Raw genomic sequence first — 25,811 nt, 5'->3', positions numbered from 1 at the left:
GAGCCACGCCGACCAAAGGTGGGGCCGCCGGCTGCGAGACCACGGGTGAGGGTGGGGACATCGATACCGACCCAACTCCCCGGTGGCGCCTGTCCACCCGGCTGGCCGCATGTGTTTTGGAGCAGCAGGCCCAGCCGAAGTCCCTGTCTGACCGCGAGGGCTCGATCGTGGGCGCCGAGCTTCTCTTGGAGCCAGCGGCTACGGGCCTTCACGACGGAACCGGCGGGCGGCGCTTACCGGACCACCCGAAGCGCCGGCCCCCAGGATCAGTCTGCCGCGACAAGACCTACCGGATGGCGATCACCCGCGACGACGCAGCCAGCCCGGCTGGGTCGCGTTCGAGCCCTCCAGCACGACCGGTCTTGCTCACGACGAGGTGGTGCCGACCGTCCACGCCCAGGACGGCCAGCACCACAACCGACACCGGCAACCCCGGGCCACCCGGCCCGGACGGTCTGCTCACCGGAAAACCCGGCCGGCTGGCCGTACTCCGAGCACCCAGATCGGCCCCGTCGAGGTCACTCTCCGGCTTCACCAGCAGCCACCCGCACTGACACCAGCCACTGGGACACGCGCGCAGAACGCACCCACGAGAGCCCCACCGGCAAGCTGGCTATCACCTCGATCTACAGCGGCGAACCACAGACACCGACCGTCCCGGCAGGCCACCTCAGCCTCCGCGTCTCCGTCAGAAACCGAGCCGACGCCTCCACCCAGCCGACACCACCGGACGCCGCGGTCGAGCACCACCACAGGACAGCCCCTAGCCGCAGGCGGGCATGCCCCCATCGGGACCTTCATTGGCGTACACGAGAAGAGCTCGTTGATCCAACAACCGCTGCATCCTGATGTTCCCGTCGGTGAAAAGGAGAAATTGATCGAAGTTTCGTTCGAGTGTTTGCGCCGCCAGCGAAAGGAAGACACGTTCGGTATCGTCGGCAGGGATATTGATCCTGTGCATCTCCGTGTATTCCAGGTCGTGATAACTGAGCAAACCATCTGGCTGGACCGCCGTGCCGGTCTCTTCGCCGGTGACCGTGTCCACCCAGTAAAAGTACTGCAGGACCTTACTCGCAGCGTCTTTGCAACTGTTCCAGACGCTTGCGTTCGCCGGCGCGCCGACTGTGTTCACAGCCACACTGAGACCCAAGGTCGTCGCCAGCGCCACCGCAAGAGTAGATGTCCTGGATGATTTTTGAAATAATTGCGTGAGCATATGCACCCTTTGCTTGATTTTCAATCCGATTCGGTAACGGCATGATTGTCACCGTCTGCGGTTTTCCTGAAGCCTCGAAGCGCGAGCTGGCGCAAGATTTTTACGCCACCAGCACCCCATCAGGCCCGAGCGCGGGCGGTCGGTCTCGACAACTCGAACGTCGCCCGGCCGCCCCATCCCGTCATCTGCGCGGCTCGCATCACACCGTCTTCCCGATCGATTTCGTCCCACCCATCGTCGGCGCCGCCGCCGCGAACTCGATCGTTCCCGTCATCCTAGGACCGCGGGACCCACCCACCCCGTTACCTTTTTCGCAGTTCCTGCTCGAGGAGCTGTGGGCACCAGGCCCGGCATGACTGACGCCCCCGGTCGAACCCATGATCCGGGGGCTGGTGTCACCGGGTCTGGTGGCCAAGCTGAAGGCCGTGTTCGACAGGCTTGCCGCGCACGGACCACTGCTGATCGTGGTGGACCAACCGGCCACGATCGGTGCGTTGCCGGGCACGATCGCCCGCCCCGCCGGTCACCGGGCCGCTTACCGGCCCGGCTTGGCGATGCACCGCATCGCCGACCTCTACCCCGGCCGCGCCAAGACCGACGCCCACGGCGCGTTCATTATCGCCGACGCAGCACGCTTGCTGCCGCACACGCTGCGCCCGGTCGACGTCGGCGACGACGCATCGGCCGAACTGGAGGTGCTAGTCGGTGTCCGGTAAGTCATCGGAGCCGGAGCACGATGGCGGCGATGGTCAACTCGGCCTGGTAATAAGCAGCGCGTATGACGTAGCGGGTGGCCAGGTCACGGAACTGCTTGAGCCGGGTGAAGCAGTGTTCGACCGCGGTGCGCTGCTTACCGGACCTCGGCCTCGAAGACCGGTGGTCTCCCGCCGCGCGAGCCTGTGGCGACGCGGCGGGCGATCCGGTCATCCCGCCCCGGGCCGACGAAGCCGACCCGCCAGTCCCCGCATCGCCCAACGGGTCGAGGGATGCGCATACGCCTTGCCCGCGATCACCGTCTCCGTCCGACACCGCCGCAGACGCCCTGATCCGGACCGGGCGACAAGAGCGAGGGCTTCGATGACGTCGCCGCATCCCCCCTTTCTCCCGGGCACCAGCGGCTGGTGCGTCCGGACCACGCTCAAGTCCACCGAGGTGATCCACTCAAGGTCACCGACGGCGTCGTCTTCGACGATCACCCGGTCCAGGATCCGCTCCCAGGTGCCGTCCTCGGTCCACGACCGCCAGGTATCCCGGCCCGCCCCCACGGTTCATCCGGTTTTTTCCGCGTGCTCCACGGCTTCCTCGCCGCAGAGCAGGTGAAGTCCCGTCTCGTGGGCGAGGAAGGCGATGGTGGTCGCGGCGGCGGAGACGGCCTGGGAGCGGGCCCGAGGGCCGTGGCCCATGTCCGGCCGGGTTTCGAACAGCACCGGCCGTCCGGCGGGGTTGGCGTGTTGCAGGCGCGCGCACATCTTCCGGGCGTGAAGGGGGTCGACCCGGGTGTCGTTGTCGTAGACCTGGAACAGCACCGCAGGGTAGTCGTCCCTGCGCTGGACGTGGTGGTAGGGCGAATACGAGAGCAGCCAGCCCAGTTCGTCGGGGTGATCGGCGGTGCCGTACTCCTGGCGCCAGGAGGGGCCGAGACCGAACGACTCGTACCGGACCATGTCCAGCAGCGGCGCGACGCAGACCGCGGCCCGGTACAGGTGCGGGTGCTGAGTCAGCGCGGCCCCGGCGAGGAGGCCGCCGTTGCTGGCGCCGAGGAGGCCGAGCTGGTCGGGGGTGGTCCAGCCCTGGTCGATCAGCCACCGGGCGGCGGCGGTGAAGTCGTCGAAGCTGTTCTGCTTGGCTTCCCGTGAACCGGCGCGGTGCCAGTCCTCGCCCTCTTCCCCACCGCCCCGGACCGCGGGAATGGCGATCAAGCCGCCCGCGAGGGCCCAGGCGATCAGGGAGGGGTCGTAGGCGGGACGCACGCTGAGGCCGAAGCCGCCGTATCCGGTGAGGAGGGTCGGGCGCGGACGGGAACGGTCCCGGAGAGCGTCCTTCGGGCCGATCAGGATCATCCTCACCGCGGTGCCGTCGGTCGAGGCGTAAGTGACGTGGCGGGTGGCTACCGGGTGGCCGGACCCGGCACTGGCGGCAATGTGCGGGCGCACCGCTTCATCACCGGTGCGGTAGTGGTAGATGCCCTCCGGGACGCGGTAATCGGTGTACTCCAGCCAGAGTTGCGCACGTTCGGGGTACGGGGTGACGGCTTTGACCTGGCCGTCGCCGGGGAGCCGGACGACGCGTAGCGGGCGGCCGGTCGTGCGGTCGTGGGCGGTCAGCTCGTGGATGCCGCGACGGGCGCGGACGACGAGCAGTTCCCGGCCGACGACGGCGACCGACGCCAGCACCGCCTGCGGGTCCTCCGGAATGTGCTCGCGCCACGGACCGGCCGAGCCGCCCTCGATGCCTGCGGTGCAGATCCGGCCGCGCGGCGCGCCGTCGGTGGTGACGAGGTAGGCGATGCCTTCTTCGGTGATAGACAGCTCGTCCGAGAAGTCCGGGTGGCTGCCGATCGGGCGGAAACGCGGGGTGTGGGCGGGCTGCTCGCGCAGATCGGCCAGCCACGTCCGGTTGCCCGCGCCGACACCGTCCCTCGCCTGCACGACCAGCCAGCGGTCGGCGTGCACGGACACCTGGAAGCTCGTGGCCGCCGGAAAGCCGAGACCGAACACGAGGCGGTCGGTCTCGGCGCCGGCCCCGATTCGCCGCAGCAGGACCCGGCGGTGGTAAGGCCGCCGGCTGGTGGGCTCGCCGGGCTCGGGAGCGCTGCGGACGTAGTAGAAGCCGGAGCCGTCAGGCAGCCAGGCGATCGGCGAGTAGCGGACCCGGTCGACGGTCCCGTCCACCGGTTCCCCGGTGTCGACGTCGAGCACGCTCAAGATCGAGCGCTCGTCGCCGTGCGCGGAAGTCTGATAGGCCAGCCGGTGGCCGTCCGGGGACGGGTCCCAGCGATCGAGGACGAGGGCCGGTCCGAGTTCGAGCAGGACCCGCTCCCGCCCGTGGGAGTCGCGCACGTGGAGGCGGGGCAACTCGTCACCGGCCCCCGTTCGCGTGAAGAACATCCGGTCTCCGCGGTGCAGCGGCGGCGAAACGCGCTCGTTGGAGGCGAGCTCGCGAATCCGTGCCTGCCAGCGGTCCCGGCGCTCCGGCGGGGGCAGGGCGGAGAAGTAGGCATCGGTCAGGTGCCGCTGCGCGGTGACCCAGGCCGTGGTGGCGGGGTCGCCGGCCGCCTCCAGCCGGCGGAAGGGATCGGCTACCTCCCGGCCGTGCACCACCTCGACCAGGGATTCGACCGGGACGTGCGGGTAGCCGGTCATGCCCGGACCTCCTGGGCGGGGACCGGGGACTGCGCGTGCCGCCGGGCCGGGATCAGCAGCGCGACGGCACCGGTGGAGATCACCGCGACCGCCCACAGGCACGTCCGGGTGCCGATCAGGTCGGCCAGGGCGCCGGCCGCGAGCGCTCCGGCGGTCGTGGCCACCGCGCTGCACATGTGCAGGGCGATCACCGCCCGGCCGAGCAGATCGACCGGGACCTGAGTGGTCACGTGCGCCGTGAAGCCGGCGTTGGACAGGGCCCCGAAGAACGTCGGCAGGGCGATGGCGATCGCGGCGACGGCCGCCGCCGACCACAGGGGACCGGCCGCGAGCGGGAGGAGGACGGCGGTGCCCGATGCGCAGCCGAACCCGAGGACGCAGAGCCGGGTCGCGGTCAGCCGCTTGCTCAACCGGCCGGCGAGGACCGATCCGGCCGTACCCGCGATCCCGACGAGCAGGAACAGCGAGCCGTACCAGAGAGCAGGGATGTGCAGGACGCGCAGCAGGAACGGAGCGGTCAGCGCACCCGTCATCCCGGACACCGCGGCGGAGAGCAGCAGGTAACCGATCAGGCTGCGGGTGAAGGGATCATGGCCGAGGGCGGTCAGGCCGCCGCGGGGCCCGGCGGTCTCGGTCTCGGCCGGGGACCGCCGGTCGCGGACGGTCTCCCGGCTTCGGATGAGCAGCAGGGTGCCGGCGCTGACGAGGTAGGTGGCGGCGTCGATCAGGAACGGGGCCGCGACGCCGGCGAGCGCGGTCGCGGGACCGACCAGCACCCTTCCCAGCACCCCGCCCGCGTATTCGCCGGCCTGAAGGCGTGCTCGCGCCGGGACGAGCCCGTCCCCCGGTACGACGCTGCGGAGGTGGGTGAAGTAGGCGGCTTCGACGAACAGGCCGAGGACGCCGATCGTCATCGCGAACGCCACGAGGGCGGTGATGCCGAGGGCCCGGCCCGTTCCCGTGGCCAGGAGTGCGGCCAGCGCGGCCAGCGCGAGCGCCGCGATCAGGTCACCGGCGATCAGCAGTGGCCGTTTGCGCCGCAGCCGGTCGACGAACGAGCCGATCGGCAGGCCGAACAGCAGCAGGCCGATACTGCCGGCCGCGGCGAGCAGCCCGGTTTCGGTGCCGTTCGCCCCGAGATAGCCCACTGCCACCAGGGGCAGCGCGACGGAGCTGAACGTCGAGCCTGCGCTGGAGGTCATCTGTCCGATCCAGAACAACCTGAAGTCCCGCTCCATCGCGCTACCTCCTCATCTGGTGCGGATCGTCAGTTGCTGCCGCAGCAGTTGCTGATGGTGCTCCAGGGGGCCTCGTCCTCGTCGACGACGGTGACCAGGTTCTGCAGGGCGAGAACGGTGTTCATGGTTTCTCCTCGGTTGTCTTGACGGGTGGTGCGGGAAAAAATCGAACGCGTGAAAGGACGGTTCAGCCGGCGCAGGAGTTGCTGATGGTGCTCCAGGGGGCCTCGTCCTCGTCGACGACGGTGACCAGGTTCTGCAGGGCGAGAATGGTGTTCACGATGTTCTCCTTTTCGGAACGAATCGATTCATGGCGGTTCGAGGTGCGGCAGTGCGGGCGATACCTCGAACGGAGGTCCGCGGACCTCTAGTGAGCCTCCTTCGTGTCCGCCCTGAGCACGGTGCTCAGGGCAAGCAGGACGCCGGCGGATCCGGTGGCGAGGTCGGCGCTGAAGTGCGAACCGTCCCCGCCCAGGAAGCGGAATCCGCCGTTGTGCGGCACGGCGTACCGGGCCAGCCCGGACGCCAGCCGCCGGGCGGTGGCGCGGTGGCCGGGCTCGCCGGTCCACGCGGCGTGCTCGGCGAAGAAGCAGGCCAGCCCGGCGAGGCCCTGGAAGAGGCCGGGAGCGATGGTGAACGGTTTGGCCGCGTCCGCGACGATCCGCGGCATCGCGCCGGCCAGCCGCTCGTCGTCGACCGTCGCGGCGTACCTGGTCAGGGCGAGGCCTACACCTGCCGATCCGATCGCGAGGTAGGGCATGGCCCGGCTGGAACGCTCGTCGTCAGCGAAGGACAGGGCTCCGCTGGGCAGTTCCAGGCCGCGATCGAGTTCGGCGTGCAGGAGCCGCAGACCGGCGTGCCGGTGGGAGTCGTCGCCGGTCACCGCGGCGAGCCGGTGGAGGAACAGGGCCAGCCCGGCCCGGCCGTTGGCCAGGCCGCGGGGGTCTCGCGGGCCGAGCGGGGAATCCGCCCGGGCGAGCGGGTGCAGGGTGTGCCCGATGCGGTCGGCCCAGTCCAGGTGCCGCCGGTCGGCGGTGGCGGTGTTGAGCCGCAGCAGCGCGAGGCCGACACCGGCGGCCCCGTCGCCCAGAGTGGCGCATTCGGCGGTCAGGGGGTGGTCCTTGGCCGCCGCGAGGAGTTCGGCGGCTTCGTCGAGGTGACCGAGCTGGGCGAGGACGTCGGCCACGCCGGCGGTGCCCGCGAACATTCCGGGCGGGAGTTCGTCGTGCCGGGCGTGGACTTCGGCGCGAAGCCGGTGCACGAGGTGGTCCGGCACGGTGGTTCCGGCGTGGGCCAGGGCGTGGACCACACCGGCCAGGCCGTGGGCGAGGCCGAGGTGGTTGGTGCGGTGAGCCTGGGGGGACGGGGGGAAGACCCAGTCCGGATTGCCGGGATCGGCCGAGGAGAGCAGTTCCTGGGCGACCCGGTCCCGCAGGTGCTGCAGGTGCGCGGTGCGGTCCGGGAACGACGCCGCGTCCAGCCCCGGGGGAATGCCGGGAACCCGGCCGTCGGGGGCCCACGCGCCGACGTACCTGCTCGCCTGCCGCCACAGCCGTGGCGGCAGCGGCGCTTCCTCGGCCAGGTCGCGCCGGATGAGTTCGAGGTTGCCGGGGCTGCGCTGGAGCACGGCGTAGGCCGGGGAAAGCGTGAAGAGCGTGACCGACGCCCGGGCGAAACGGTCGTGGGCGAAGGGGTCCTGCGGGGTGACGAACCCCCGGGGTGGGTGGAAGACCGGTGTGCCCACCCGCAGGGGTTCCTCCGGCGGGACGTGGGCGGTCTCGAAGTCGATCAGCCGGGGCACCCCGTCCTCGACCATGATGTTCGTCGGGGTCAGATCGCCGAAGACGTAACCGATTTCGTGGAGTTCGGCCAGGTCCTGGTCGACCCGGTCGAACAACCGTGCGCACTGGTCGTAGTAGGCGGCGAACGCGGCCCGCTCCCGGCCCGCTTCGAGCAGTGGCGAATTCCGGGCCACCCAGCCGTAGAGCGTGTCACCCTCGACGAATTCGGTGACCAGGAATTCGTGTTCCCATTCCTGGAAGTAGTCCAGGGGTTCCGGGCACAGTCCGGGGGACGCCACGTGGATGCGCACCAGGCTCCGGTGCTCCGCGCGCAGCCGTTCCCGGGCGGGTACGCCGTCCCAGCTCAACCCGTTGGCAGCCCGGGCTTCCTTGACGAACACCCGGGTGCCGTCGCGGGTGTCCTTTCCTTCGTAGCTTCCCCCCGCGTTGCTGTGCTGGAGCACGCGGACGATCTCGTACGGGCCGAGCAGCAACGGCCCGGGAGGCCCGGCTTCGGCGGGTGAGGCGAACGGATCACGCACACCGGCGGGAAGCCGGAACGCCGCCTGCCGTTCATCGACGCGGTCGGCGCCGTCCGCGTCCGTGACGAGCAGTTCCCGGGTACCGTCGGGCCGCAGGCGGGTGCGGGAGTGGAAAGCCCCGTACCGGTAGTACACCGTGGCGCAATCGGCGTAGCGGCGGTCGGTGAGCACGTAGGGTCCTTCCTCGCCGCGCCGCGCGGCGGCCAGCCGGTCCAGGACTCGGCGGGCCGTGGCGTCGTCGCCGGGGTAGATCGCGAGGAACTTTCCCGCCTGCACCCGTGATCCGTGCTTGTGGTGCAGGTACAGGAAGAAGAGCCGGGCCGCGAGGTGCTTGAACGGGATCTCTTCGTCGGCACAGATCGCCGCGACCGTGTCGAGAGTGGACTGGGCGCGGTCCAGCGTGGTCGAGACGTGGACTTTCCATCCCTGCGCCGGCAACCGCGCCCCCGGCGGTGTCCACATCGCCCAGACGCCCTCCTGCCCGCGGGTCCACCCGTCCGGTGGTGCGGCGGGGGCGAACGGCGTACCCGGATCGGCTATCCGGTCGATGGGGAGGTAGAGATCGTCGTCGGTGAGGGCGTAGGTCAGGGTGTCGGTCATCAGGATTTCCGTTCCCGGTCCACGGTGGCGTCTCCGCCACGAGCTTTCACCGAGCGAAGGGGGTCGGTACCCGGCCGTAGCTGTTGTCGTCGTTGCTGAAACCGAGCGTGCCGGTTCAGCCGGTCTGGTCGCGTCGGCAACAGGTACGTAGGTACCGGGCGGTTTTCGGTGGTTTCGTCAGGATTTGTCCGGCCCGGACGTCGGCGCAGCGCGCCTAAAGTGGGTGGAGTGCGATCTACGATGGGACGCCGGCAGCCGCTCGTGGGCCGCCGGGACGAGATCAGGGTGGTCGAGGACCTGATCGAAGCAGCCCGGCTCGGCCGGGGCGGCGCGCTGGTCCTGAACGGTGAAGCCGGCATCGGCAAGAGCGCGCTGCTGGAACACGCCCAGCGGGCCGCATCCGGATTCCTGCAGGTGCGGGCCCACGGTTCGCAGTTCGAATCGGAACTGCCGTTCGCCACCCTGCACCAGCTCGACCGGCAACTGCGCGCACCCGGCTCCGGCGGCGGACTGTCCGACCGGCATCGGGCGGTCCTCGACGTCGCGTTCGGCCTGGCGGCCGGCCCGCCCGATGTGGCTCGCATCGGCCTGGCGGCCCTGGAGCTGATGACCACCGCGGCCCGGGAACGCCCGCTGCTGTGCGTGGTCGACGACGCGCACTGGCTGGACGCGGCGTCGTTGCGGGCGCTGGCGTTCACCGCCCGCCGCGTCAGTGCCGACCCCGTCGTCCTGCTCATGGCGGCCCGGCCATCCGGGGCGGCCGGGGCGCTGGGTGAACTGCCCGGCCTGGACATCGGCCGGTTGGGCGACAGCGACGCTCTCGCCCTGCTGGAGACCGTGGACCGGGCACCGCTCGACGAACAGGTGCGGGCGCAGATCGTCGCCGAGTCCCGCGGAAACCCACTGGCGCTGCTGCACCCGCCCGCTACCGCGGGGTACGCCACGGCGAGTGCGTCACCGATGCCGAACCGGATCGAACAGGGCTTCCGGGACCGGCTGGCCGCTCTCCCCCGCCCGTCCCGGCTGCTACTGACCATCGCGAGTGCCGATCCGACCGGCGACCCCGGCCTGTTGTGGGCTGCCGCGCAGCAGGTGGGCCTCGACGTCACCACCACCGGTGAAGCCGCAGCCGCCAGCGGGCTCGTCACCTTCTCCACTCGCGTGCGTTTCTGCCACCCGCTGGCCCGTTCAGCGGTCTACCTGGCCGCCGACGACCCCCAGCGCCGCACGGCGCACCACGCGCTGGCCGAGGTCACCGATCCGGAACTCGACCCGGATCGCCGCGCCTGGCACCGCGCCGCGGCCAGCGCCGGTCCCGACGAAGACGTCGCCGCCGAACTGCAGCGATCGGCCTCGCGGGCCCGGTCACGCGGCGGCACGGTGGCCGCGGCGGCGTTCCTCGAACGCGCGGCGGAGCTCTCGCTGATCCCGGGCAACCGGATCAAGCGGACGATCGCCGCAGCGCAAGCCAGATTCGACATCGGCGCTCTCGACACGGCGACGGCGCTGCTCGCCACTCTCGACCACACCCGGCTGGAGGACGGCCGGCACGCGGACGCCGATCTGCTGCGGGGCCGGATCGCTTTCGCCCGCCACCACGACCAGGAGGGTGCGAACTTCATGATCCGCGCCAGCCGGCGGCTCGCGACCGCGGATCCGAAACGGTCCCGCGAATGCCTTCTGGACGCGCTGGAGACGAGCGTCGCCGCCGGTCGTCCCGACGGCGTCCTGGACCTGATCCTGGCCGAGGCACGGAGTTCGGCGCCGGTGGGGCGGGCTCCGGAGTCCCTGGACATCCTGGACGCGCTCCCCCAGCTGGCCGGCGGGGACTACCGGACCGCGATGCCCCTGCTGCGCAAGACCCTGCAGGAGCACGCCACCGCCCTGTGCGCGACCCGGCCCTCGCTCGCGGTGATCATCTCGGTTTCGCTGTGCGATCCCGACGCCTACGCCGCGATCACCGAACAACTGCTCGAGGCCGGCCGGAAGTCGGGATCACCGATCACGCTGCGTCTGGCCCTGGCCCAGGTGGCCTCCAGCGCGGTGCTCAGCGGCGACGTGGGACGCGCGATGGCAGCGATCGCCGAGGAGGAAGCCATCACCGACGCGACGGACGGGGAACCGGTGCTCTACCACCGGCTCCACCTCGCCGCGATCCGCGGACGCCGCAAGGAGGCGATGGAACTGATCGAGACGGCCAGGGCAGCGCTGGGCGCGCGCGGCACCGACCAGCTGATCGCCAATGTCCACTGGGCCGCTGCCTTGCTGCACAACGGTCTTTCCGAGTACCCGGCCGCGTTCACCGCGGCCCGGCAGCTCATCGGCCACGACGACGTCTTCATCAGCAGTCTCGCCCTGCCCGAACTGGTGGAGGCGGCCGCACGCTGCGGTAAGCACGACGAGGCCACCGCCGCACTCGAAACCCTGACCGTCCTGGCCGAAGCCAATGCAACCGACACGGCGCTGGGTGTCACCGCCTACGCACGGGGCTTGGTGACGGGTGATGAAGAGCATTACCGCGAGGCTGTGCACCGTCTCGAAAAGAGCCCGGCGCTTCCGTATCGGGCGCGGGCGCACCTGCTGTACGGAGAGTGGCTGCGCCGCGAAAACCGCCGGAAGGAATGCCGCCCACAGCTGCGCACCGCCCACACCCTGCTGTCGGAGGCGGGCATGGAGGCCTTCGCCGGACGGGCCGCCGGCGAACTGCTGGCCACCGGCGAGAAAACCCGCGGACGGCTCAGGCCGGCCCACGACCAGCTCACCATGCAGGAAATGCACATCGCCCGGCTGGTCGCCGCGGGCGGCACCTCGATCGAGGTCGCGAACCGGCTGTTCATCAGCCGCCGCACGGTCGACGCCCACCTGCGCAACATCTTGCGCAAACTGGACATCACCTCCCGCAGGCAACTCGGGAACTGGCCCGACCTGCGCACCGGAGCCCCCTGACCAGGGGCCCGGCGCGCCCGGTGGCACCACGAGGGGCGCCCAAGAGACGAACGGGTCCCCATGGCTGCTTTCGGCGCCCGCGCCGATCTGATCGACGATCACCCGCCACCGGCGCGCACGCCGGCTACGGCACCAGACGGACCGAGTGAAACGAACTCGGCGCCGATGACGACATTGCCCGAGCGCCCGCCGAGGCGTCCCGAATCCGTCTTCCGGGCCACCGCCGGGTTCGGCGAGCCCGTGCTGCTGGGTGCCGTGGGCGGCTTCGCCCTGCCCGAACTGCTCGGGCCCGGCGAACTGCGTTGGGGGAACCGAGCTTTCGACCCTCTGCCCGACGGCCGGCGGGGTGGCCCAGGCCAGGGCTGGAGGCCGCGACAAGGGCGGTGAGCAAGACCTACCAGACCTGGTACACGCTGCCGACCCTCGACGGCAGCGCCGACCTCGCGTGGGCGGTGCTCTCGATCGGCGCATACCGCGCCCGGGTGCTCGGCTGGGTGCCCGCCCTCGGTGTGGCGTTCCTGCTGACCCACTGCCGCCGGTCCCGGAGGGCACCGACCTCAGCACCGTCACCGGCGCGGCACTGCTCGCCGCCGGGTTCGTCCCGTTCGGCATCAGCCTGTGGCAACGCGCCGAACTCCGTGTCACGCACCGCTATCGCACTGAACGGGTAAATCCGGGGCCGGACAGGTGAGATCGCGTAGTCGCGTGTCGCGGGTTCTTCACGACGGTGACGGTGTGTGGTCACCCTGGTGTGGCGGCTCCAGCGAAGCTGGGTCTGGTGGTGGCCAGGGGCTGGTGATGGGCCGGGTGAAGGCACCGATGGGCATGTGCCGTCGGGTCCGATGTCGGCGCTGGTCATGGCTTCGGCCACCGGCTCAGCGGGATCCGCCCAGGGAATGGCGAAGCCGCGACATCGAGCACCTTGGCCGGCCTGGTGTGCTGATGGCCGACGGCACCGGGGCGCTGGAGAAACTGCCAGCCGCCCCAGTCCGTACCGGTACTCTCGTCGGACCGGGACATTCAGGAGGGTTCGAGACCGAGCGTGCCCACGTCGGCGTGCGGCGTGAACACCTCCGGGAACCGCTGGCGGCAAGACGCCCGGCAGCGGCCCTGGACCCGCCGGGTCACTGAGGCAGCCGGGCCGTCCGCACACCCTGTTCGCGCAGCAGCCGCACCAGTTCCCCGTGGGGCAGCGCCGGGCTGCGGTGGCCTTCCCGGCCGGTCATCTCTTCGTTCGCGACGAGCGCGTTGAGCACGGCCTCCTCGACCGACTGGACCACCGCGTCGTAGCACGGGTTGATCCGCCCGGCGGGGAGCGAATGCGTTGTGTCGTAGCTTTCCCCGCTGCCGAACGAAGAGGCGAACGCACCCTCGTTGGCGGTGGAGAAGGCCAGGAAGAGGTCGCCGGAGAAGTGCGATCCCGTGGTGCCGGTGCGCGCCAGGCCCAGCGGGACGCGCCGGGCCAGGGCCTTGCACTGGTGCGGCAGCAGGGGCGCGTCCGTGGCGATGGCCACGATGATCGAGCCGGCCCCGCCGGGCGGTGCGAACACGGCGGAGTTCGCCTCCCGGCTGTCCTGCATCGGGTTGTCGGCGAGCAGGTGGCGGCCCACCGGGCGCCCGGCGACGGTCAGTTCGTGGCGCGCGCCGAAGTTGGCTTGCACGAACGCCGCGACGGTGAAGTGGTCGTCCCCGTAGGGAACCAGACGGGAGGCGGTGCCGTTGCCGCCCTTGTACCCGTAGCAGTTCATGCCGGTTCCGCCGCCGACCGAGCCCTCCTCGACCGCTCCCCCCTCGGCTTCTTCGATGGCGGCCACGGCGTGTTCGGGCCGGACGGGCGAGGCGGTGATGTCGTTGAGATAGCCGTCGTAGGTCTCGCCGACGACCGGGAGCAGCCACCCGGTCCGCAGTTCGGGCCGGCCGGCCACCATCCAGTCGATCGCGCCGCGGTGGGCCGCGCCCACCGCGTGGGTGTTGGTGATCAGCAGCGGGGTGTGGAACTGGCCGGACTCCTCGATCCAGTGGCTTCCGGTGAGCTCGCCGTTGCCGTTCAGGGAGTAGTGGCCGGCGGCGACGGGGACGCCCACACCGTCGCGCCCGCGCGGCAGGATCGCGGTGACCCCGGTGCGGACGCTCTCGCCCTCGATCAAGGTGACCGTGCCGACCTGGACCCCGGGCACGTCGGTGATCGCATTGGCCGTTCCCGGCGTGCCGTCGAAAGGAATGCCGAGGGCCCGGGCCCGCGGCCGGCCTGAGGGCGTGTACCGGTGCGCGGGGGTGCCGGACAGCCGGGCGAATCCCCGCGACGGTGAGAACAGGGTCATGCCGCCGCCGTTGTGCGCGGAGGGTCTTCGGGCGCGGGGACCGGTTCGCGGCCGACGGCGGACAGCTCGGGCGGAGGCCGCCGGAATCCCCTGGTGAGCACGGCCAGGTAGAGGATGCCGAGCGCCAGCCACACCAGGCCGATCACCAGCGCCGTACCACCCAGCCGGCTCAGCAGATATCCGGAGACCGCGGCTCCGGCCAGCGGCAGCACGATAAAGGTGAAGAGGTTGTGGCGGCGGCCCTCCTTCCGCTCACGGATCGACCAGGCGACGACGGAGACGTTGACCAGGGTGAAGCCGAGGAACGCGCCGAAGTTGATGAAGGACGTGGCGGTGGCCAGGTCGAGCCCCATCGCGATCACGCCCGCGGCGGCGGTCAGCAGCAGCCCGGTGACGGGAGTACCCAGCTTCGGCGAAAGCCGGCCGAACACGCGCCGGGGCAGCACGCCGTCGCGGCCCATCACGTACATCAGGCGGGCGGTGGACGCCTGCAGGGCGATGCAGGACGCCACGCCGCCCGCGACCGAGATGAAGTTGACGATGTCGGCGTACGTCCGGCCGCCGACCATGATCTTGATGGCGAAGGCCGCGGCGTCCTCGTCGGCGAATCGCCCGCCCGGGTGGACGAGCTGAAGAATGAACGAGAGCACCAAAAAGATCGCCCCGGCGGCGACCACGCAGGCGATGACACCGCGGCTGACGGTCTTCGTACTGTCCTTGGTCTCCTCACCGAGGGTGGAGATGGCGTCGAAGCCGAGGAAGGAGTAGGCGGCGACGGCGGCGGCCGCGGTGATGGCGCCGACCGAGCTCTGGGAGTTCCACACGGCGCCGGTCACCGGACCGGTGTCGTGGTGGCCCAGGTAGACGACGCACAGAACAGCGAAAAGGGCGAGCGAGCCGATGGCGACGGTCATCAGGACCTTGTTGACGCGGTCGGCGAGTTTCATGCCGAAGGCGTTGACCCCGGTGGTCAGCGCGACGACCAGGACCAGCCAGACCCACCGGGGCACGGCCGGGAACTGGGCTTCGCAGTAGGTCGCCTGGATCAGCCAGCCGACCATCGGGATGAAGAAGTAGTCCAGCAGCATCGCCCAGCCGGCGAGGAAACCGATGCGGCGGCCGAGCATCGCGCGGGCATACGAGTACACGGACCCGGCGCCCGGCACGACGCGGGCCATCTTCGCGTACGACAGCCCGGTCAGCAGGATCGCGACGGTGGCGACGGCGTACGCGGTGGGCGCCGCGCCGCCGCTGGTCGCGGCGATGACGCCGAAGGTCGTGACGACGATGCCCGGCGAGATGTACGCCAGTCCGAACAGGACGACCGAGGTGAGGCTCAGATCGCCGGTCAGGCGCGGCTTCCCGGCGCTCACGGCCGCTCTCCCCCGCCGGGGCGGCCGGAGGGGACCGCCGCCCAGGTGCCGGGATCGATGCGCCCGCCGTACAGCGGCAGCTCCAGTACCGGGTCGCCGGGGCGGAACTGCTGCCAGATCCGGTTGAGCCCGGCGGTGCCGTAGCGGCGCACGTTCGCGACCTCGTCGAGGTCGATGACGTCGGTGAGGGTCGCGTCGCCGTCGTCCGGGGTCTGGGAGCGGACGGTGCCCTGGGGGTCGATCAGGAGGCTGCGGCCGACGCCGGACGGGGCGGCGGAATTGACGCTGGCGACGAACACCTGGTTGGCGATGGCGTTCGCCCGGTTCAGCACCTCCTCCTGGGTCCGGTCGCTGGTGCCGGTGCGTACGACGTTGACGATCAGCTCGGCGCCCAGCCAGGCGAGGTGCCGGGAGATCTCCGGGAACCAGGTGTCGTAGCAGATGGAGAGGCCGATCCGGCCGACGCCCGGCAGGACCACCACTTCGAACCGGCTACCGGGGCGGGTCGTCTCGTACGGGCGCCAGGGGCAGATCTTGCGATACGCGGCCAGGTACCGGCCCTCCGGCGAGTAGACCGGCGCCGTGTTGTACACCTGCCCGTCCTCGCCGCGCTCGTAGACGCTGCCGGGCACCAGCCAGATGCCGAGGTCACCGGCGAGCTGCGAGAAGAAGCCACCCCGTTTGCCGTCCATCGGCTCGGCGGCGTCCTCGGGTGCGGCCGCGCGGCCGGGAACGCTTTCGCCGAGGTGCAGTTCCGGGTAGACGACGAGCGCGCCGGGCGGTCGCAGCCGGACGCGGCGCTCGACGTCCTCGGCGAACCCCGCCCAGTCGCCGGCCGGCCGGCCGGGTGCCTGCGCGAGGATCAGCGGCAGCGGTCGGGACACGGGTGATCACCAGCCAATCGGGGCGGTACGAGCGGATACGGTGCGGATCGCCGTCACCAGCCGGGGGTGCCTTCGGCCGCGGGCAGCTTGTGCAGTTCGAAGACCGGCCAGAGGTAGGCGTACTCCAGGTTGTCGGAGAAGTAGTAGTACGTCGCGCCGTTGGGCATCATCACGATCTCGTCGCCGCTGACGCCGGACATCGAAGGAACCCAGAAATCCGTCCCGGCCGGGTATCCGTACTCGTCGAACGCCGGGTTCGCCGCCTCGACGTGCACCGCCCAGGTGCACTGGTTGTAGTACAGGTAGGACTTGCCCGAGGAGAGACAGGGCAGACCGTGGTCGGCGGGGTCGCGCTGGAGCGCGGCCAGCAGGTTCTTCCGGTCGAGGAGCTGACGGCCGCCGGCCCGTCCCAGGTCGACGTTGAGGAACCGGGACAGCTTCGCCGCGTCGTCTTGGGTGAAGTACAGGCCGTAGCCACCGAGCGGCTGCCCGGTGGCGCTGTTGTCCGTGCGCAGGCACTGGGCGCGGAAGCCGGCGCTCAGCCCGGCGGGCCGGTAGACCTCCTCGTCGAGGAACGCGTACAGGTCCGCGCCGTCGCCTTCCTTGCGCTCGAGGTATCGGGAGAGGGCGAGGGCGGCGAGGTAGATGTCCGAGGTGCGGTAGTTCCAGTAGGTGCCGGGGCGGGCGGCGTGCGGCCAGTCGAAAGCGAGGGTGGTCTTGCGATCTTCCGGCTCGGCGAAGACGAAGCTGTCCATGGCTTTGCCGTCTTCGTCCACCTCGTACCCGGGGGACGCGTAATTGCCCGTCGCCATGTCGAGGACGTTGTCGACGGTGACCGCAGACCAGTCGCCCGGCGAGCCGGCCGCCTCGGGCACCAGTTCGCGCACGAGCAGTGAGCCGACGTCCTCGCCGTACTTGCGGGACAGCCGCAGCCGCGCCAGGTTGGTCAGCGCCGTCTTGGCGAGCGAATACGAGGCCAGGCGCAGGGACTCGGGAAACGCATAAAGGCCGTGGCGGGTCCGGGCCGCCGCGGTGTAGTTGACGCCGTTGTAATAGACGCCGAGGGCGCTGATCGCGCTCGCGGTGACTCCACGGCCGAAGTTGGCGACGTCGATCCCCGCCGCGGGATGGTCCGCGGCGAGCTGCTCCAGCGGCCGCACCGGGATCCGGTCCGCGACTTCGGCCAGGTGCGCCCGGCGGAGGCGGGCGGATCCGGGAACGGTTTTCCGGACGTAGGCGGCCCGGCGCCGGCCCCAGCGGTCGAACCGCAGCCAGGTGCAGATCTCCTGGGTGATCTGGAACCGGACGTCGCTGACCCCGCCGCCGTCGAACAGGAACGTCATGGCCCCGTTGAAGGTGTCGTTGGAGTTGCGGTGGCAGAGGGTGAAGGGGAACGCGGCCCGGTCCGCTCCGCCGTCACCGTCTTCGTGCCAGATCCGGCCGGGGCCGACGATGACGTTCCACGCGGCGTGCCCGGTGTACTGCAGTCCCTGGGTGACCGGCACCAGATGATCGCCGGTCTGCACGAAGGTCAGGTCCATCTCGGGCAGCGACCGGTACACCGCCGAAGCCGCCAGGCCCCGCTCGTCGGTGAGCACGGTCCAGCCGCCGCTGTGGTCCTGCGCGCCGAGCACGAGGGAGCCGGAGAAGCAGTGGCGTGGCCCGGCGGCCCCCGCGGGGATCGCGAACGCGGAGTCGTCCACGGGGCCGGTGGCCCGGCCGCCGCGCAGCTCCTCGGCGGTGAGCACGGACCGCCGGGGGTGACGGGCGGCCCGCGCCGGCCCGGCGGTCATGGGCAGGACGGCAGCGGCGGCGGCGGTCGCGGCACCGAGGAGAGTACGACGGCTGAAAGACACGGCGGGCACCTAACGCGAGACGGCGGGGGAAGCTGGCCGGCGGAGATACCGCATGATTGTTGAAGAACGCGGCGATACTGTCCAATACTTGATTCGCAGCATTCCCATGCCTGGGAGATATACTGGCCCGACGCCGGTGAAGGATGGGAGCGCCACGGATGGAACTACGGCACATCCGGTACTTCCTCGCCGTGGTCGACACCGGTTCCACGGTCCGGGCCGCCCAGCAGGTCCACGTCGCGCAGCCGTCGCTATCCCGGCAGCTTCGCGCGCTGGAGGCGAGCCTGCGGGTGAGCCTCTTCGAGCGGGGCGGATCGCGGCTGAGCCTGAGCGCGGCCGGGCACCGGTTCCTGCCGGTCGCCCGCGACCTGGTCGCCCGGGCCGACAGCGCCGCCTCCCTGGTGCGGTCCCTGGCCGACGGGGTACCGCCTCGCCTGACCATCGCCGCGCCTTCGGCGACCGTCGCCGACGTGATCGCCCCCTACGTGGTCTCGACCGGCCGAAGCGGTCCGCTGGTGGACGTGGTGGAGGCCAGGGGCGAGGGGCCGTACGCCGCGTTGGCGGACGGCGTGGACCTCGCGGTGTCGGCGAGCCCGCCACCCGCCGGCACCGACACCCTGACCGTCGGGCACCCACCGTTGTGGGTGTACGCCCCACCAGGGCATCCCTGGCACACCCGGCGGGAGCGCTACGTCGACCTGGCCGAGCTGGTGGCCGAACCCCTGCTGCTGCCGACCGTCGACCACGACACGCGCAACATTCTCGACCGGGCCATCGCGGCGGCGGGCTGCCGCAACCCGACGATGCTGTCGCAGTCGTCCAGCCCGCTGCTCGCCCAGGCCCTCGGCGTTGCCGGGCACGGCGTCGCGGTCGTCTCCGAGGACCCGCGTTACGGCGTCGAGCCCCTGCTCATCCGCGGCCCGGACGGCGAACCGCTCACCATGACGCTCACGGCGGCCTGGAAACCGAGCCACTACACCGCCGATCTGCTCGCCTCGTTCGCGAAGGGCCTCGCCACCTACTGCGCGAACGCCTATCCCTTCTGACCCCGGAACGACCCTTCCTCCCCCGTTCACCCACTTCAACGCGGGGTGTCCGGAGTAATCGCACCGGTGTGGCCGACCCGGGCCGCCAGGTCGTGGGCCCGGTCCACACCGTAGCTGGTCGTGTTCGAACAGGACTGTTTAAATTCGAGCACACCTGTATAGTGAGGGCATGACACCGGACGAGGATGCCGCCGGTCCGGCGAAAGGGCCGTCGTTCGTCCGGGTGGCGCGGCGGCACCAGCTGGTCGAGTCCGCGATCGAGACGATCGCGGAGCTCGGCTTCGAGAAGGCGTCCACGGTGGTGATCGCCCAGCGCGCGGGCGTCAGCCGGGGCGTGCTCACCTACCACTTCCGCGACCGGGACGAGCTGATCGAGCAAGTGGTGCAGACCGTCTACGACATCGGCTTGCGCGAGGTGCACCCCCCGGTGCTCGCCGCGCAGGACCCGAGGGCCGCGCTCCTCGCGTTCGCCGGCAGCAGTGTGGACTTCTACGTCGCCTACCCGCGCCACGTCGCCGCCCTGCGCGAGATCTTCGACGCGGGGCGGCACACGAACGCGCCGACCCGCCCGTCCACGGCCGGGCACGCCGCGGAGATGACCACCTTCCACGAGACCCTGCGCGCCGGCCAGAGCGCGAACCAGTTCCGCGACTTCGACGTCGAGCTGATGGCGTCGTTCATCCGTGCCGCCCTCGACGTGGCCGCCGCCCACCTGCGGCAGGGGCGGCCGGCCGAGGTGGTACGCACCGAACTGCTGCGCACCCTCGACGCCGCCACCCGCAAGGAGGACACATGAACCGCGCAACCGCGGTGCTCGCCACCGTGCTGGCCGTGCTCGTCCCGGTCGTCTCGACCGGGTGCTCGTCCGGCGACGGCCCGGCCCCCGACGCGTCGCTGACCGTGCCGACCAGCAGCGGGACGCTGCACGGGCTGAGCACACCGAGCGCTCGTGAGTTCCTGGGCATCCCCTACGCGCTGCCGCCCACCGGGCCGCGGCGCTGGACCCTGCCCCAGCCGCAGCCCGCAGCGGCCGGGGTCGTCGAGGCGACCAAGGCGGGGCCGCCGTGCGCGCAGACCCCCACGGTTCCCGGGGCCAGCCGGTCCGATGCCGAGGACTGCCTGTTCGCCAACGTCACCACTCCACGCGACGCCGAGCCCGGCGCGAAGCTGCCGGTGATGGTCTGGTGGCACGGCGGTGGCTACACCACCGGCTCCGGTGCGCAGTACGACGCGCAACGCCTCGCCTCCCGCGGCCACGTGGTCGTCGTGTCGATCAACTACCGGCTCGGGGTGTTCGGCTACTTCGGGTTGCCCGGCCTCGCCGGCTCCGGCGACTTCGGCTTCGCCGACCAGATCGCCGGGACCCGGTGGGCCAAGCGGAACGCGGCCGCCTTCGGCGGCGACCCGGACAACGTCACGGTGTTCGGCGAGTCGGCGGGCGGGATGTCCGCCTGCGCGCTGCTGACCTCGCCCCAGGCGAAGGGCCTGGTGCAGAAGGTCGCCATCTCTTCCGGATCGTGCCTGTTGAAGTGGCCCGCCGGCGGCCTCTACCCCGGCCTGCCTTCGACGACGCCCTACACCTCGGTCGCGGTCACCGGCCAGGACGGGGTCGCGGCGGCGAAGACGCTGGGCTGCGCGCAACCCGATCCGCTCCCCTGTCTGCGCGCGTTGCCGGCACCCGTGGTGATGAAGGTCAACCAGACCTTCGCCAACCACCTGAGCTACGACACGGACCTGCTGCCCGCCGATCCCGCGCAGGCGGTGCGGCAGGGCCGGCTGGCCGACGTGCCCGTGCTGTCCGGCGGCAACCGCGACGAGCACAACGCGTTCGTCGCCGGGGTGGTCGCCGCCGTGCCGGAGGCGGTCACCGCCGCGTCGTACCCGGCGCTGCTCAAGACCGCGTTCGGCCTGGATGCCGACCAGGTGCACCAGCGCTACCCGCTCGATCAGTTCGCTTCCTCGGGGCCCGCGGCGTGGGCGAAGGTCGTGTCCGACAGCGCCTGGGCCTGCCCGACCCTGGCCGGTGAGCACGCGATGGCCGCGAAGACCAAGGTCTACGGCTACGAGTTCGCGGACCCGGACCCGCCGAACCTCAACGGCACCAAGGATCCCCGCCTCATGGGCGCCGCCCACGCCACCGACCTGCCGTACCTGTTCGACCTGGCCGGGCGGAACCTGCTGACCCGCCCCGGACAGGCCGAGCTGGGCGACACGATGATCGGCTACTGGAGCAGTTTCGCCCGCACCGGCGTGCCGACCGCCCCCGGCGCGCCGGCCATGGCGGCGATGACCCCCACGTCGGCCACCGTCACCACCCTGGCCCCCGGCGCCGTGCACGGCGAAGACACCTCAGCCATCCACCGATGCGACCTGTGGCGGGAAGTAAGCACGCCATGAGATCCGCGGCCGGCCGTTCACCGTGCCCAAGGCGATGACGCTACCGTCCGTTTCCGGACGGTGAAAGACAAAGCCCGCCTGCCGAGCGGACCGACGCCGATCCAGTCACCGGCCCGGCCGTGGTCGAGCGCGTTCGCGGCTGGGTGAACCCGGGCCCGGTCAACTACGTGGGTCACGAAAGGAAAAGGACGCGAGCGTCCGGCAGTTCTGCCGCTCGTACCAGTTGAGCTCGGCTCGTTCGGCCCGGACGGTGAGGGGGAGGAACGCCTCGAGGTCCTGCTCCCCCGCCGGTGCGGGATCCCTCGCCCAGGAGTACTCGATGGTCAGGTGGGGTGGGTGGGGTGGCGGGGGCAGGCCGGGCAGCGACGCGATCAGGCGCTCGAGCGGATCCAGGGGTTCGGGAGTGAGGTAGCTGCCGCCGTCCGGTGTCCGGTGGAGGGTGGGACGGAAGGTGAACGAGCAGGCGGGCACCCGAGCGAAACGCGTCGCCAGCTCATCGATCAGCGCCGGGCCGAGGAGGTCCTCCGGGATGGACGCCGTGAGGCTGACGTGGGCGTGGGTGGCGCTCGGATCCGGGAACACGAAGGCAGGCAGAGCGCGCCGCATGCGTGGGCGGACCAAGGGTTCCAGCGCCGGAACGGGGATGACGAGGGCTGCGTGCGTCATGGTCGGTCCTCTGCGGCGGCGAAGGCTTTCGGGGACAGGGTGCGCCAAACGATGAGAGCGGTGAGCGCTTGGAGGGCGGCGGTGGCCAGCCAGACGGTGCGAAGGCTCCAGGCCGCGGCGATGAGGCCGCCGGTGAGCGCCCCCAGGGGGGTGAGGCCCCAGGCCAGGGCCCGGTGGCTGGTGAGGACGCGACCCAGCAGAGGCGGCGGGGTGAAGCACTGCCGGATGGATTGGGAGCAGACGTTCCAGATCAGGGTCGCGGCCGAGGAGGCGGCGAGCAGGGCGCCGACGAGCGCGGGCCAGGGTGGAGCGATGGCGATGAGGAGTGGTACCGCGGCGGTGATGCTCTGGGCGGCACGCATGGAGCGGGGGGCGCCGAACCGGGCCACCAGGCGGTCGGCGACGAAAGACGAAGCGAGCCATCCGGCGGCCAGGCAGGCCAGCAGGAGACCGTAGCCCACCGGCCCCAGCAACAGGATCTCGGTGGCGTACAGGACCAGAACGGCACTGGCGGCGCTGCTGGCGAACGAGCCGAGTGCGACGGTGATGGTGATCGAGCGCAGCAGCGGCGCGGAGACGAGGGCGAGCAGCCCTTCGGCGATCTCCCGCAGGGGGCGGCCGCCTCGCGTACCGGTTGCCGCAGACGGGATCGTCCTGGTGAGGGCGAGTCCGGCGAGCGCGCCCGCGCACGCGGTCCAGGCGGGCAGGCCCGGGGTGAGCGCCAGCAGCAAACCGGTCAGCGGCGGCACGACGAACTGGACCGCGCCCCGGCCGATCACCTGCAGGCGGGCGTTGGCCGCGATGAATCGATCCGGTGGTAGCAGGGACGGGACCAGTGCGCTGCCGGCCCCGTCGCCGAGCACCTGCGACGACGCGATGACGAACGCCACCACCATGAGCAGGGGCAGCGTCAGCCAGGAGCCCGCGGTGGCGAGCCCCAGGAGCAACGCCGCGCCGACCTGCAAGGCGCACGCCAGCGCCAACGCGGTCGTACGCCGGGTGCGGTCGATCAGCAGCCCGGCGAACAACGACAGAAGCAGCCAGGGAGCCTTGCCCGCGACATTCACCAGGGAGACCGCGCGCGGATCCTTGGTCAGCGACACGGCGATCAACGGCAGTGCGGCCAAAAGCAGGCCCTCGCTCGTCGCGGTGGCGAGGACGGTGGCTTGCAGGCGGCGCCAGGGACTCCAGGAGGAGCGCGGGATTGCTTTGCTCGCAACGCCTTCCGGCACACCGGCCCCCACTGGCTCATGCACCGATCCGGTGAATGCCGTCCAGTCGAATGTCCAGTCGAATATCGTCCAGTGCAGCTAATCCCGCTGCCTCTCGAGGTTAACAGCAGCTCGTGAAGCGGCGCAAACGTATGAGATTGCGCGACAGCCGAATTCGGCCGGGGTTCCACTGGTAATGTGCGGGGCCATGTTCACAACTGCCGAGCGGGATCACGTGCGCGACGAGCTGGTGGCAGCGGCGAAGGCCGATCCGCGGATCGCGGCCGCGGGTTTCGCCGGGTCGAGTGCGCACGGCAACCAGGACCGGTGGTCCGACATCGACCTCGCGCTGGGGCTGGCGCCCGAGGTCGACTACGACGATGTGGTCGCTGCCTGGACCGGGTCGCTGTACCGGGATTACGGCGCGGTCACCCACCTGGACGTGTGGGCGGGCAGCACACTGTTCCGGGTCTTCCTGCTCCCGGGCACCCTCCAGGTCGATGTCGCGTTCTGGCCCGCCGGAGATTTCGGCGCGACCGGGCCGCGGTTCGAGGTGCTGTTCGGCCAGGCGAACGACGTCGAGCAGACCAAGCCCCCGGTGGCGGCGAACCTCGTCGGCTGGGCCTGGCTCTACGCCCTGCACGCCCGGTCGAGCATCGCCAGGCGACGGCTCTGGCAGGCGGAGTACATGGTCAGCGGCCTGCGTGACCAGGTGTTCGCGCTCGCCTGCCTCCGCCACGACGTGCCCGCCACCCAGGGGCGCGGCCTGGACGACCTGCCCGCCGAGGCGACCGGCCCGATCACGGCGGCGCTGGTGCGCTCGCCGGACCCCGCCGAACTGAGCCGGGCGTTCACCGCGGCGTGCGAGGCCCTCCTGACCGAGGTCGGGCACATCGACCCGGAGCACGCCGAGCGGCTCGCGCCGTCGGTGCGCGAGCTGGCCGCCAGCGCCACCCCGTGACCGGCGCGGACGTCGCGGTCATCGGCTTCGGCGTCATCGGCGCGGTCCTCGCGCGCTGTCTGGCCGACCGGGGCGCCGATGTCATCGTGCTCGACGCCGGGTCGCCGATGGCCTGGCCCGCGGGCTCGCACCTCCGCAACCTCCCGGCGGGCCGGGACGATCCCGCCTACGTCAACGACCTGGTCCGCGTCCACCTCAGACGAGCCGCCGCCGGGGCCACCACGTCGAGGCCGGCCATGGCCGCCGCGCGGACGACGAACCTGCTGGGCGGTATGGGCGTCCTCTGGAACTGCGTGGCCCCGCGCCTGGCCGCCCGGGAACGGTGGCCGGGCATCGAGGACGAGGAATGGGCCCGCTTGTACCGCCGGGCCGAGCACCTGCTGCGAGTCTCGCCGAGCCCGTCCGGACGACGGCAGAGTGCGGTCATCTCCGCACTCGAGGGAGCCGGGCCCGCGCCGATCGCCTTCGACGGCCGCCGGTGGACCGGGCCGGCCGAGATCGCACGCGATGTGAAGATCCTGGCCCAGCACGCGGTCCGCAAGCTGGACTGCCGCGGCAGCCGCGTCATCGCGGCCGAAGCGGTGGATCTCGCCACCGGGCGGGCCCGCACGGTCGAAGCGGACGACTTCATCGTCGCGGCCGGAGGACTGCGGACCCCGGCCCTGCTGTGGGCATCCGGAATCGGCAGGGATCTGCCCGTCGGGAACTACCTCACCGACCACCCGCTGTCCTACGCCCAGGTCCTGCTCGACGCGGGCCCCGCCGACGACCCCGACCCGTTCGCGATCGTCCCGGCGCAGGCCGGCCGGCCGTTCCACGGCGTACTGCTCACCGACGCCCACGGCTCGCCCCTGGTGGAGGGTCTCGACGAGCGAAGGGTCCTTTCCCTGTACTGGTACACGCCGACCGAGCAACGACGGGAGAACCGGATCGTGTTCACCGAAGCTTCCGGCGACGCGTTCGGGTTGCCCCGGCCCACCTTCGAGTACTCCCTCTCCGCTCACGACGAGGCCCGCCGCGCCGACACTCTGGCCGCGATCGAAGCAGCGGGCGAGCGGATCGGCGCCTTCACGCCGGGCGGTCGACCCCGCCAGCTCACCGCGGGCAGCTCGATGCACGTCATGGGCACATCGCGGATCGGCACCGGCAGTACCGACGGCGCCAGCAGCGCCGACAGCGTCGACTCCGTCGTCGACGGCTACGGCCGGGTCTGGGGCATGGACAACCTCCATCTCGGCGGCACCGGCCTCCTCCCGACCGCCACCGCGACCAACCCGACCCTGACCGCCGCCGCGCTGGCGGTACGGACGGCCGAGCACCTGAACCGGACGTAGCGGCTTCCGGTTGTGCCCCTTCGGAACGAGGAGGCGATGGGGCGCACTGCCGCCGGAAGCAGCCAGCGGGATCCAGA

The 25,811-nt window shown here is 71.2% G+C and carries 21 protein-coding genes and 1 pseudogene; 9 read left to right on the top strand and 13 right to left on the bottom strand.

The window, feature by feature from the left end:
- Positions 1–286: 286 nt before the first annotated feature.
- Both NYF13_RS15560 and NYF13_RS15555 read right to left on the bottom strand, forming a co-directional pair.
- On the bottom strand, positions 287–463 hold the full coding sequence (locus NYF13_RS15560) for a hypothetical protein (RefSeq protein WP_315657513.1): 177 nt from the start codon (positions 461–463) through the stop codon (positions 287–289).
- A gap of 300 nt (positions 464–763) precedes the next feature.
- Positions 764–1,168, bottom strand: coding sequence for a hypothetical protein (locus tag NYF13_RS15555; protein ID WP_315657512.1), 405 nt, complete (start codon positions 1,166–1,168; stop codon positions 764–766).
- An 89-nt stretch (positions 1,169–1,257) separates the two neighbouring features.
- Here NYF13_RS15555 and NYF13_RS15550 point away from each other — a divergent pair, with 89 nt between their 5' ends.
- Both NYF13_RS15550 and NYF13_RS15545 read left to right on the top strand, forming a co-directional pair.
- Positions 1,258–1,572: a hypothetical protein gene (locus NYF13_RS15550; RefSeq protein ID WP_315657510.1), complete on the top strand. Its 315-nt coding sequence runs from the start codon at positions 1,258–1,260 to the stop codon at positions 1,570–1,572.
- Between the two features lie 21 nt (positions 1,573–1,593).
- Positions 1,594–1,923, top strand: a pseudogene (locus NYF13_RS15545) (transposase); the annotation flags it as partial.
- A 561-nt stretch (positions 1,924–2,484) separates the two neighbouring features.
- On the opposite strand, the gene NYF13_RS15540 reads toward NYF13_RS15545, so the two are convergent.
- The 5 genes from NYF13_RS15540 to lanKC form a co-directional block, all read right to left on the bottom strand.
- Positions 2,485–4,578 (bottom strand): prolyl oligopeptidase family serine peptidase, encoded by a 2,094-nt coding sequence (locus tag NYF13_RS15540; protein ID WP_315657509.1) that lies wholly within the window; start codon positions 4,576–4,578, stop codon positions 2,485–2,487.
- Complete coding sequence (locus NYF13_RS15535; protein ID WP_396287334.1) at positions 4,575–5,780, bottom strand: MFS transporter; 1,206 nt, start codon at positions 5,778–5,780, stop codon at positions 4,575–4,577. Before NYF13_RS15535 ends, NYF13_RS15540 begins: the two co-directional genes overlap by 4 nt.
- A 65-nt stretch (positions 5,781–5,845) precedes the next feature.
- Positions 5,846–5,941 carry a class III lanthipeptide gene (locus NYF13_RS15530; protein WP_315657507.1) on the bottom strand — a complete coding sequence of 32 codons (96 nt, stop codon included), beginning with the start codon at positions 5,939–5,941 and terminating at the stop codon, positions 5,846–5,848.
- A 62-nt stretch (positions 5,942–6,003) separates the two neighbouring features.
- On the bottom strand, positions 6,004–6,096 hold the full coding sequence (locus tag NYF13_RS15525) for a class III lanthipeptide (RefSeq protein WP_315657505.1): 93 nt from the start codon (positions 6,094–6,096) through the stop codon (positions 6,004–6,006).
- An 87-nt stretch (positions 6,097–6,183) separates the two neighbouring features.
- On the bottom strand, positions 6,184–8,739 hold the full coding sequence (gene lanKC, locus NYF13_RS15520; protein WP_315657503.1) for a class III lanthionine synthetase LanKC: 2,556 nt from the start codon (positions 8,737–8,739) through the stop codon (positions 6,184–6,186).
- Between the two features lie 228 nt (positions 8,740–8,967).
- Between lanKC and NYF13_RS15515 the strand changes: the two genes are divergently transcribed.
- Positions 8,968–11,685 carry an AAA family ATPase gene (locus NYF13_RS15515; protein WP_315657501.1) on the top strand — a complete coding sequence of 906 codons (2,718 nt, stop codon included), beginning with the start codon at positions 8,968–8,970 and terminating at the stop codon, positions 11,683–11,685.
- Positions 11,686–12,068: 383 nt separating this feature from the next.
- Positions 12,069–12,356: a hypothetical protein gene (locus NYF13_RS15510; RefSeq protein ID WP_315657500.1), complete on the top strand. Its 288-nt coding sequence runs from the start codon at positions 12,069–12,071 to the stop codon at positions 12,354–12,356.
- A gap of 453 nt (positions 12,357–12,809) precedes the next feature.
- On the opposite strand, the gene NYF13_RS15505 is transcribed toward NYF13_RS15510, so the two are convergent.
- From NYF13_RS15505 to NYF13_RS15490, 4 genes are read right to left on the bottom strand one after another with little or no spacing between them, the layout of a single operon-like run.
- Complete coding sequence (locus NYF13_RS15505) at positions 12,810–14,006, bottom strand: P1 family peptidase (protein WP_315657499.1); 1,197 nt, start codon at positions 14,004–14,006, stop codon at positions 12,810–12,812.
- Positions 14,003–15,379, bottom strand: coding sequence for an APC family permease (locus tag NYF13_RS15500; protein WP_315657497.1), 1,377 nt, complete (start codon positions 15,377–15,379; stop codon positions 14,003–14,005). Before NYF13_RS15500 ends, NYF13_RS15505 begins: the two co-directional genes overlap by 4 nt.
- A complete protein-coding gene (locus NYF13_RS15495; protein WP_315657496.1) occupies positions 15,376–16,263 on the bottom strand; it encodes a carbon-nitrogen hydrolase family protein in 888 nt (295 codons plus the stop codon). The genes NYF13_RS15500 and NYF13_RS15495 overlap by 4 nt, the downstream gene beginning before the upstream one ends.
- 53 nt (positions 16,264–16,316) lie before the next feature.
- Positions 16,317–18,056: a hypothetical protein gene (locus tag NYF13_RS15490; RefSeq protein ID WP_315657495.1), complete on the bottom strand. Its 1,740-nt coding sequence runs from the start codon at positions 18,054–18,056 to the stop codon at positions 16,317–16,319.
- A 221-nt stretch (positions 18,057–18,277) separates the two neighbouring features.
- Here NYF13_RS15490 and NYF13_RS15485 point away from each other — a divergent pair, with 221 nt between their 5' ends.
- From NYF13_RS15485 to NYF13_RS15475, 3 genes are all read left to right on the top strand, one after another.
- The gene (locus tag NYF13_RS15485; protein WP_315657494.1) at positions 18,278–19,165 is read left to right on the top strand and encodes a LysR family transcriptional regulator; all 888 of its coding nucleotides are present in this window, start codon (positions 18,278–18,280) and stop codon (positions 19,163–19,165) included.
- A 169-nt stretch (positions 19,166–19,334) separates the two neighbouring features.
- Entirely contained in the window at positions 19,335–19,961 is a 627-nt protein-coding gene (locus NYF13_RS15480) for a TetR/AcrR family transcriptional regulator (protein ID WP_315657491.1), read from the top strand.
- Entirely contained in the window at positions 19,958–21,562 is a 1,605-nt protein-coding gene (locus tag NYF13_RS15475) for a carboxylesterase family protein (RefSeq protein ID WP_315657488.1), read from the top strand. The genes NYF13_RS15480 and NYF13_RS15475 overlap by 4 nt, the downstream gene beginning before the upstream one ends.
- Positions 21,563–21,721: 159 nt before the next feature.
- On the opposite strand, the gene NYF13_RS15470 is transcribed toward NYF13_RS15475, so the two are convergent.
- Positions 21,722–22,228, bottom strand: a complete 507-nt coding sequence (locus NYF13_RS15470) for a 2'-5' RNA ligase family protein (protein WP_315657487.1) — start codon at positions 22,226–22,228, stop codon at positions 21,722–21,724.
- Positions 22,225–23,460: an MFS transporter gene (locus tag NYF13_RS15465; protein ID WP_315657485.1), complete on the bottom strand. Its 1,236-nt coding sequence runs from the start codon at positions 23,458–23,460 to the stop codon at positions 22,225–22,227. The genes NYF13_RS15470 and NYF13_RS15465 overlap by 4 nt, the downstream gene beginning before the upstream one ends.
- A gap of 187 nt (positions 23,461–23,647) precedes the next feature.
- Here NYF13_RS15465 and NYF13_RS15460 point away from each other — a divergent pair, with 187 nt between their 5' ends.
- Entirely contained in the window at positions 23,648–24,400 is a 753-nt protein-coding gene (locus tag NYF13_RS15460) for a nucleotidyltransferase domain-containing protein (protein ID WP_315657483.1), read from the top strand.
- Complete coding sequence (locus tag NYF13_RS15455) at positions 24,397–25,734, top strand: GMC oxidoreductase (protein WP_315657482.1); 1,338 nt, start codon at positions 24,397–24,399, stop codon at positions 25,732–25,734. Before NYF13_RS15460 ends, NYF13_RS15455 begins: the two co-directional genes overlap by 4 nt.
- Positions 25,735–25,811: the final 77 nt, after the last annotated feature.

It is taken from the genome of Amycolatopsis sp. PS_44_ISF1 (genome assembly GCF_032335455.1).
In the GTDB taxonomy this organism is placed as follows: domain Bacteria; phylum Actinomycetota; class Actinomycetes; order Mycobacteriales; family Pseudonocardiaceae; genus Amycolatopsis.
This window is presented reverse-complemented; position numbering and strand designations above follow the sequence as displayed.

Bases quoted from the DNA above. Each gene is read 5' to 3' on its own strand.
- NYF13_RS15550 (WP_315657510.1), top strand. From the start codon at position 1,258: ATGATTGTCACCGTCTGCGGTTTTCCTGAAGCCTCGAAGCGCGAGCTG.
- NYF13_RS15505 (WP_315657499.1), bottom strand. From the start codon at position 14,006: ATGACCCTGTTCTCACCGTCGCGGGGATTCGCCCGGCTGTCCGGCACC.
- NYF13_RS15475 (WP_315657488.1), top strand. From the start codon at position 19,958: ATGAACCGCGCAACCGCGGTGCTCGCCACCGTGCTGGCCGTGCTCGTC.
- NYF13_RS15540 (WP_315657509.1), bottom strand. From the start codon at position 4,578: ATGACCGGCTACCCGCACGTCCCGGTCGAATCCCTGGTCGAGGTGGTG.
- NYF13_RS15485 (WP_315657494.1), top strand. From the start codon at position 18,278: ATGGAACTACGGCACATCCGGTACTTCCTCGCCGTGGTCGACACCGGT.
- NYF13_RS15480 (WP_315657491.1), top strand. From the start codon at position 19,335: ATGACACCGGACGAGGATGCCGCCGGTCCGGCGAAAGGGCCGTCGTTC.
- lanKC (WP_315657503.1), bottom strand. From the start codon at position 8,739: ATGACCGACACCCTGACCTACGCCCTCACCGACGACGATCTCTACCTC.
- NYF13_RS15490 (WP_315657495.1), bottom strand. From the start codon at position 18,056: ATGACCGCCGGGCCGGCGCGGGCCGCCCGTCACCCCCGGCGGTCCGTG.
- NYF13_RS15535 (WP_396287334.1), bottom strand. From the start codon at position 5,780: ATGACCTCCAGCGCAGGCTCGACGTTCAGCTCCGTCGCGCTGCCCCTG.
- NYF13_RS15460 (WP_315657483.1), top strand. From the start codon at position 23,648: ATGTTCACAACTGCCGAGCGGGATCACGTGCGCGACGAGCTGGTGGCA.
- NYF13_RS15470 (WP_315657487.1), bottom strand. From the start codon at position 22,228: ATGACGCACGCAGCCCTCGTCATCCCCGTTCCGGCGCTGGAACCCTTG.
- NYF13_RS15530 (WP_315657507.1), bottom strand. From the start codon at position 5,941: ATGAACACCGTTCTCGCCCTGCAGAACCTGGTCACCGTCGTCGACGAG.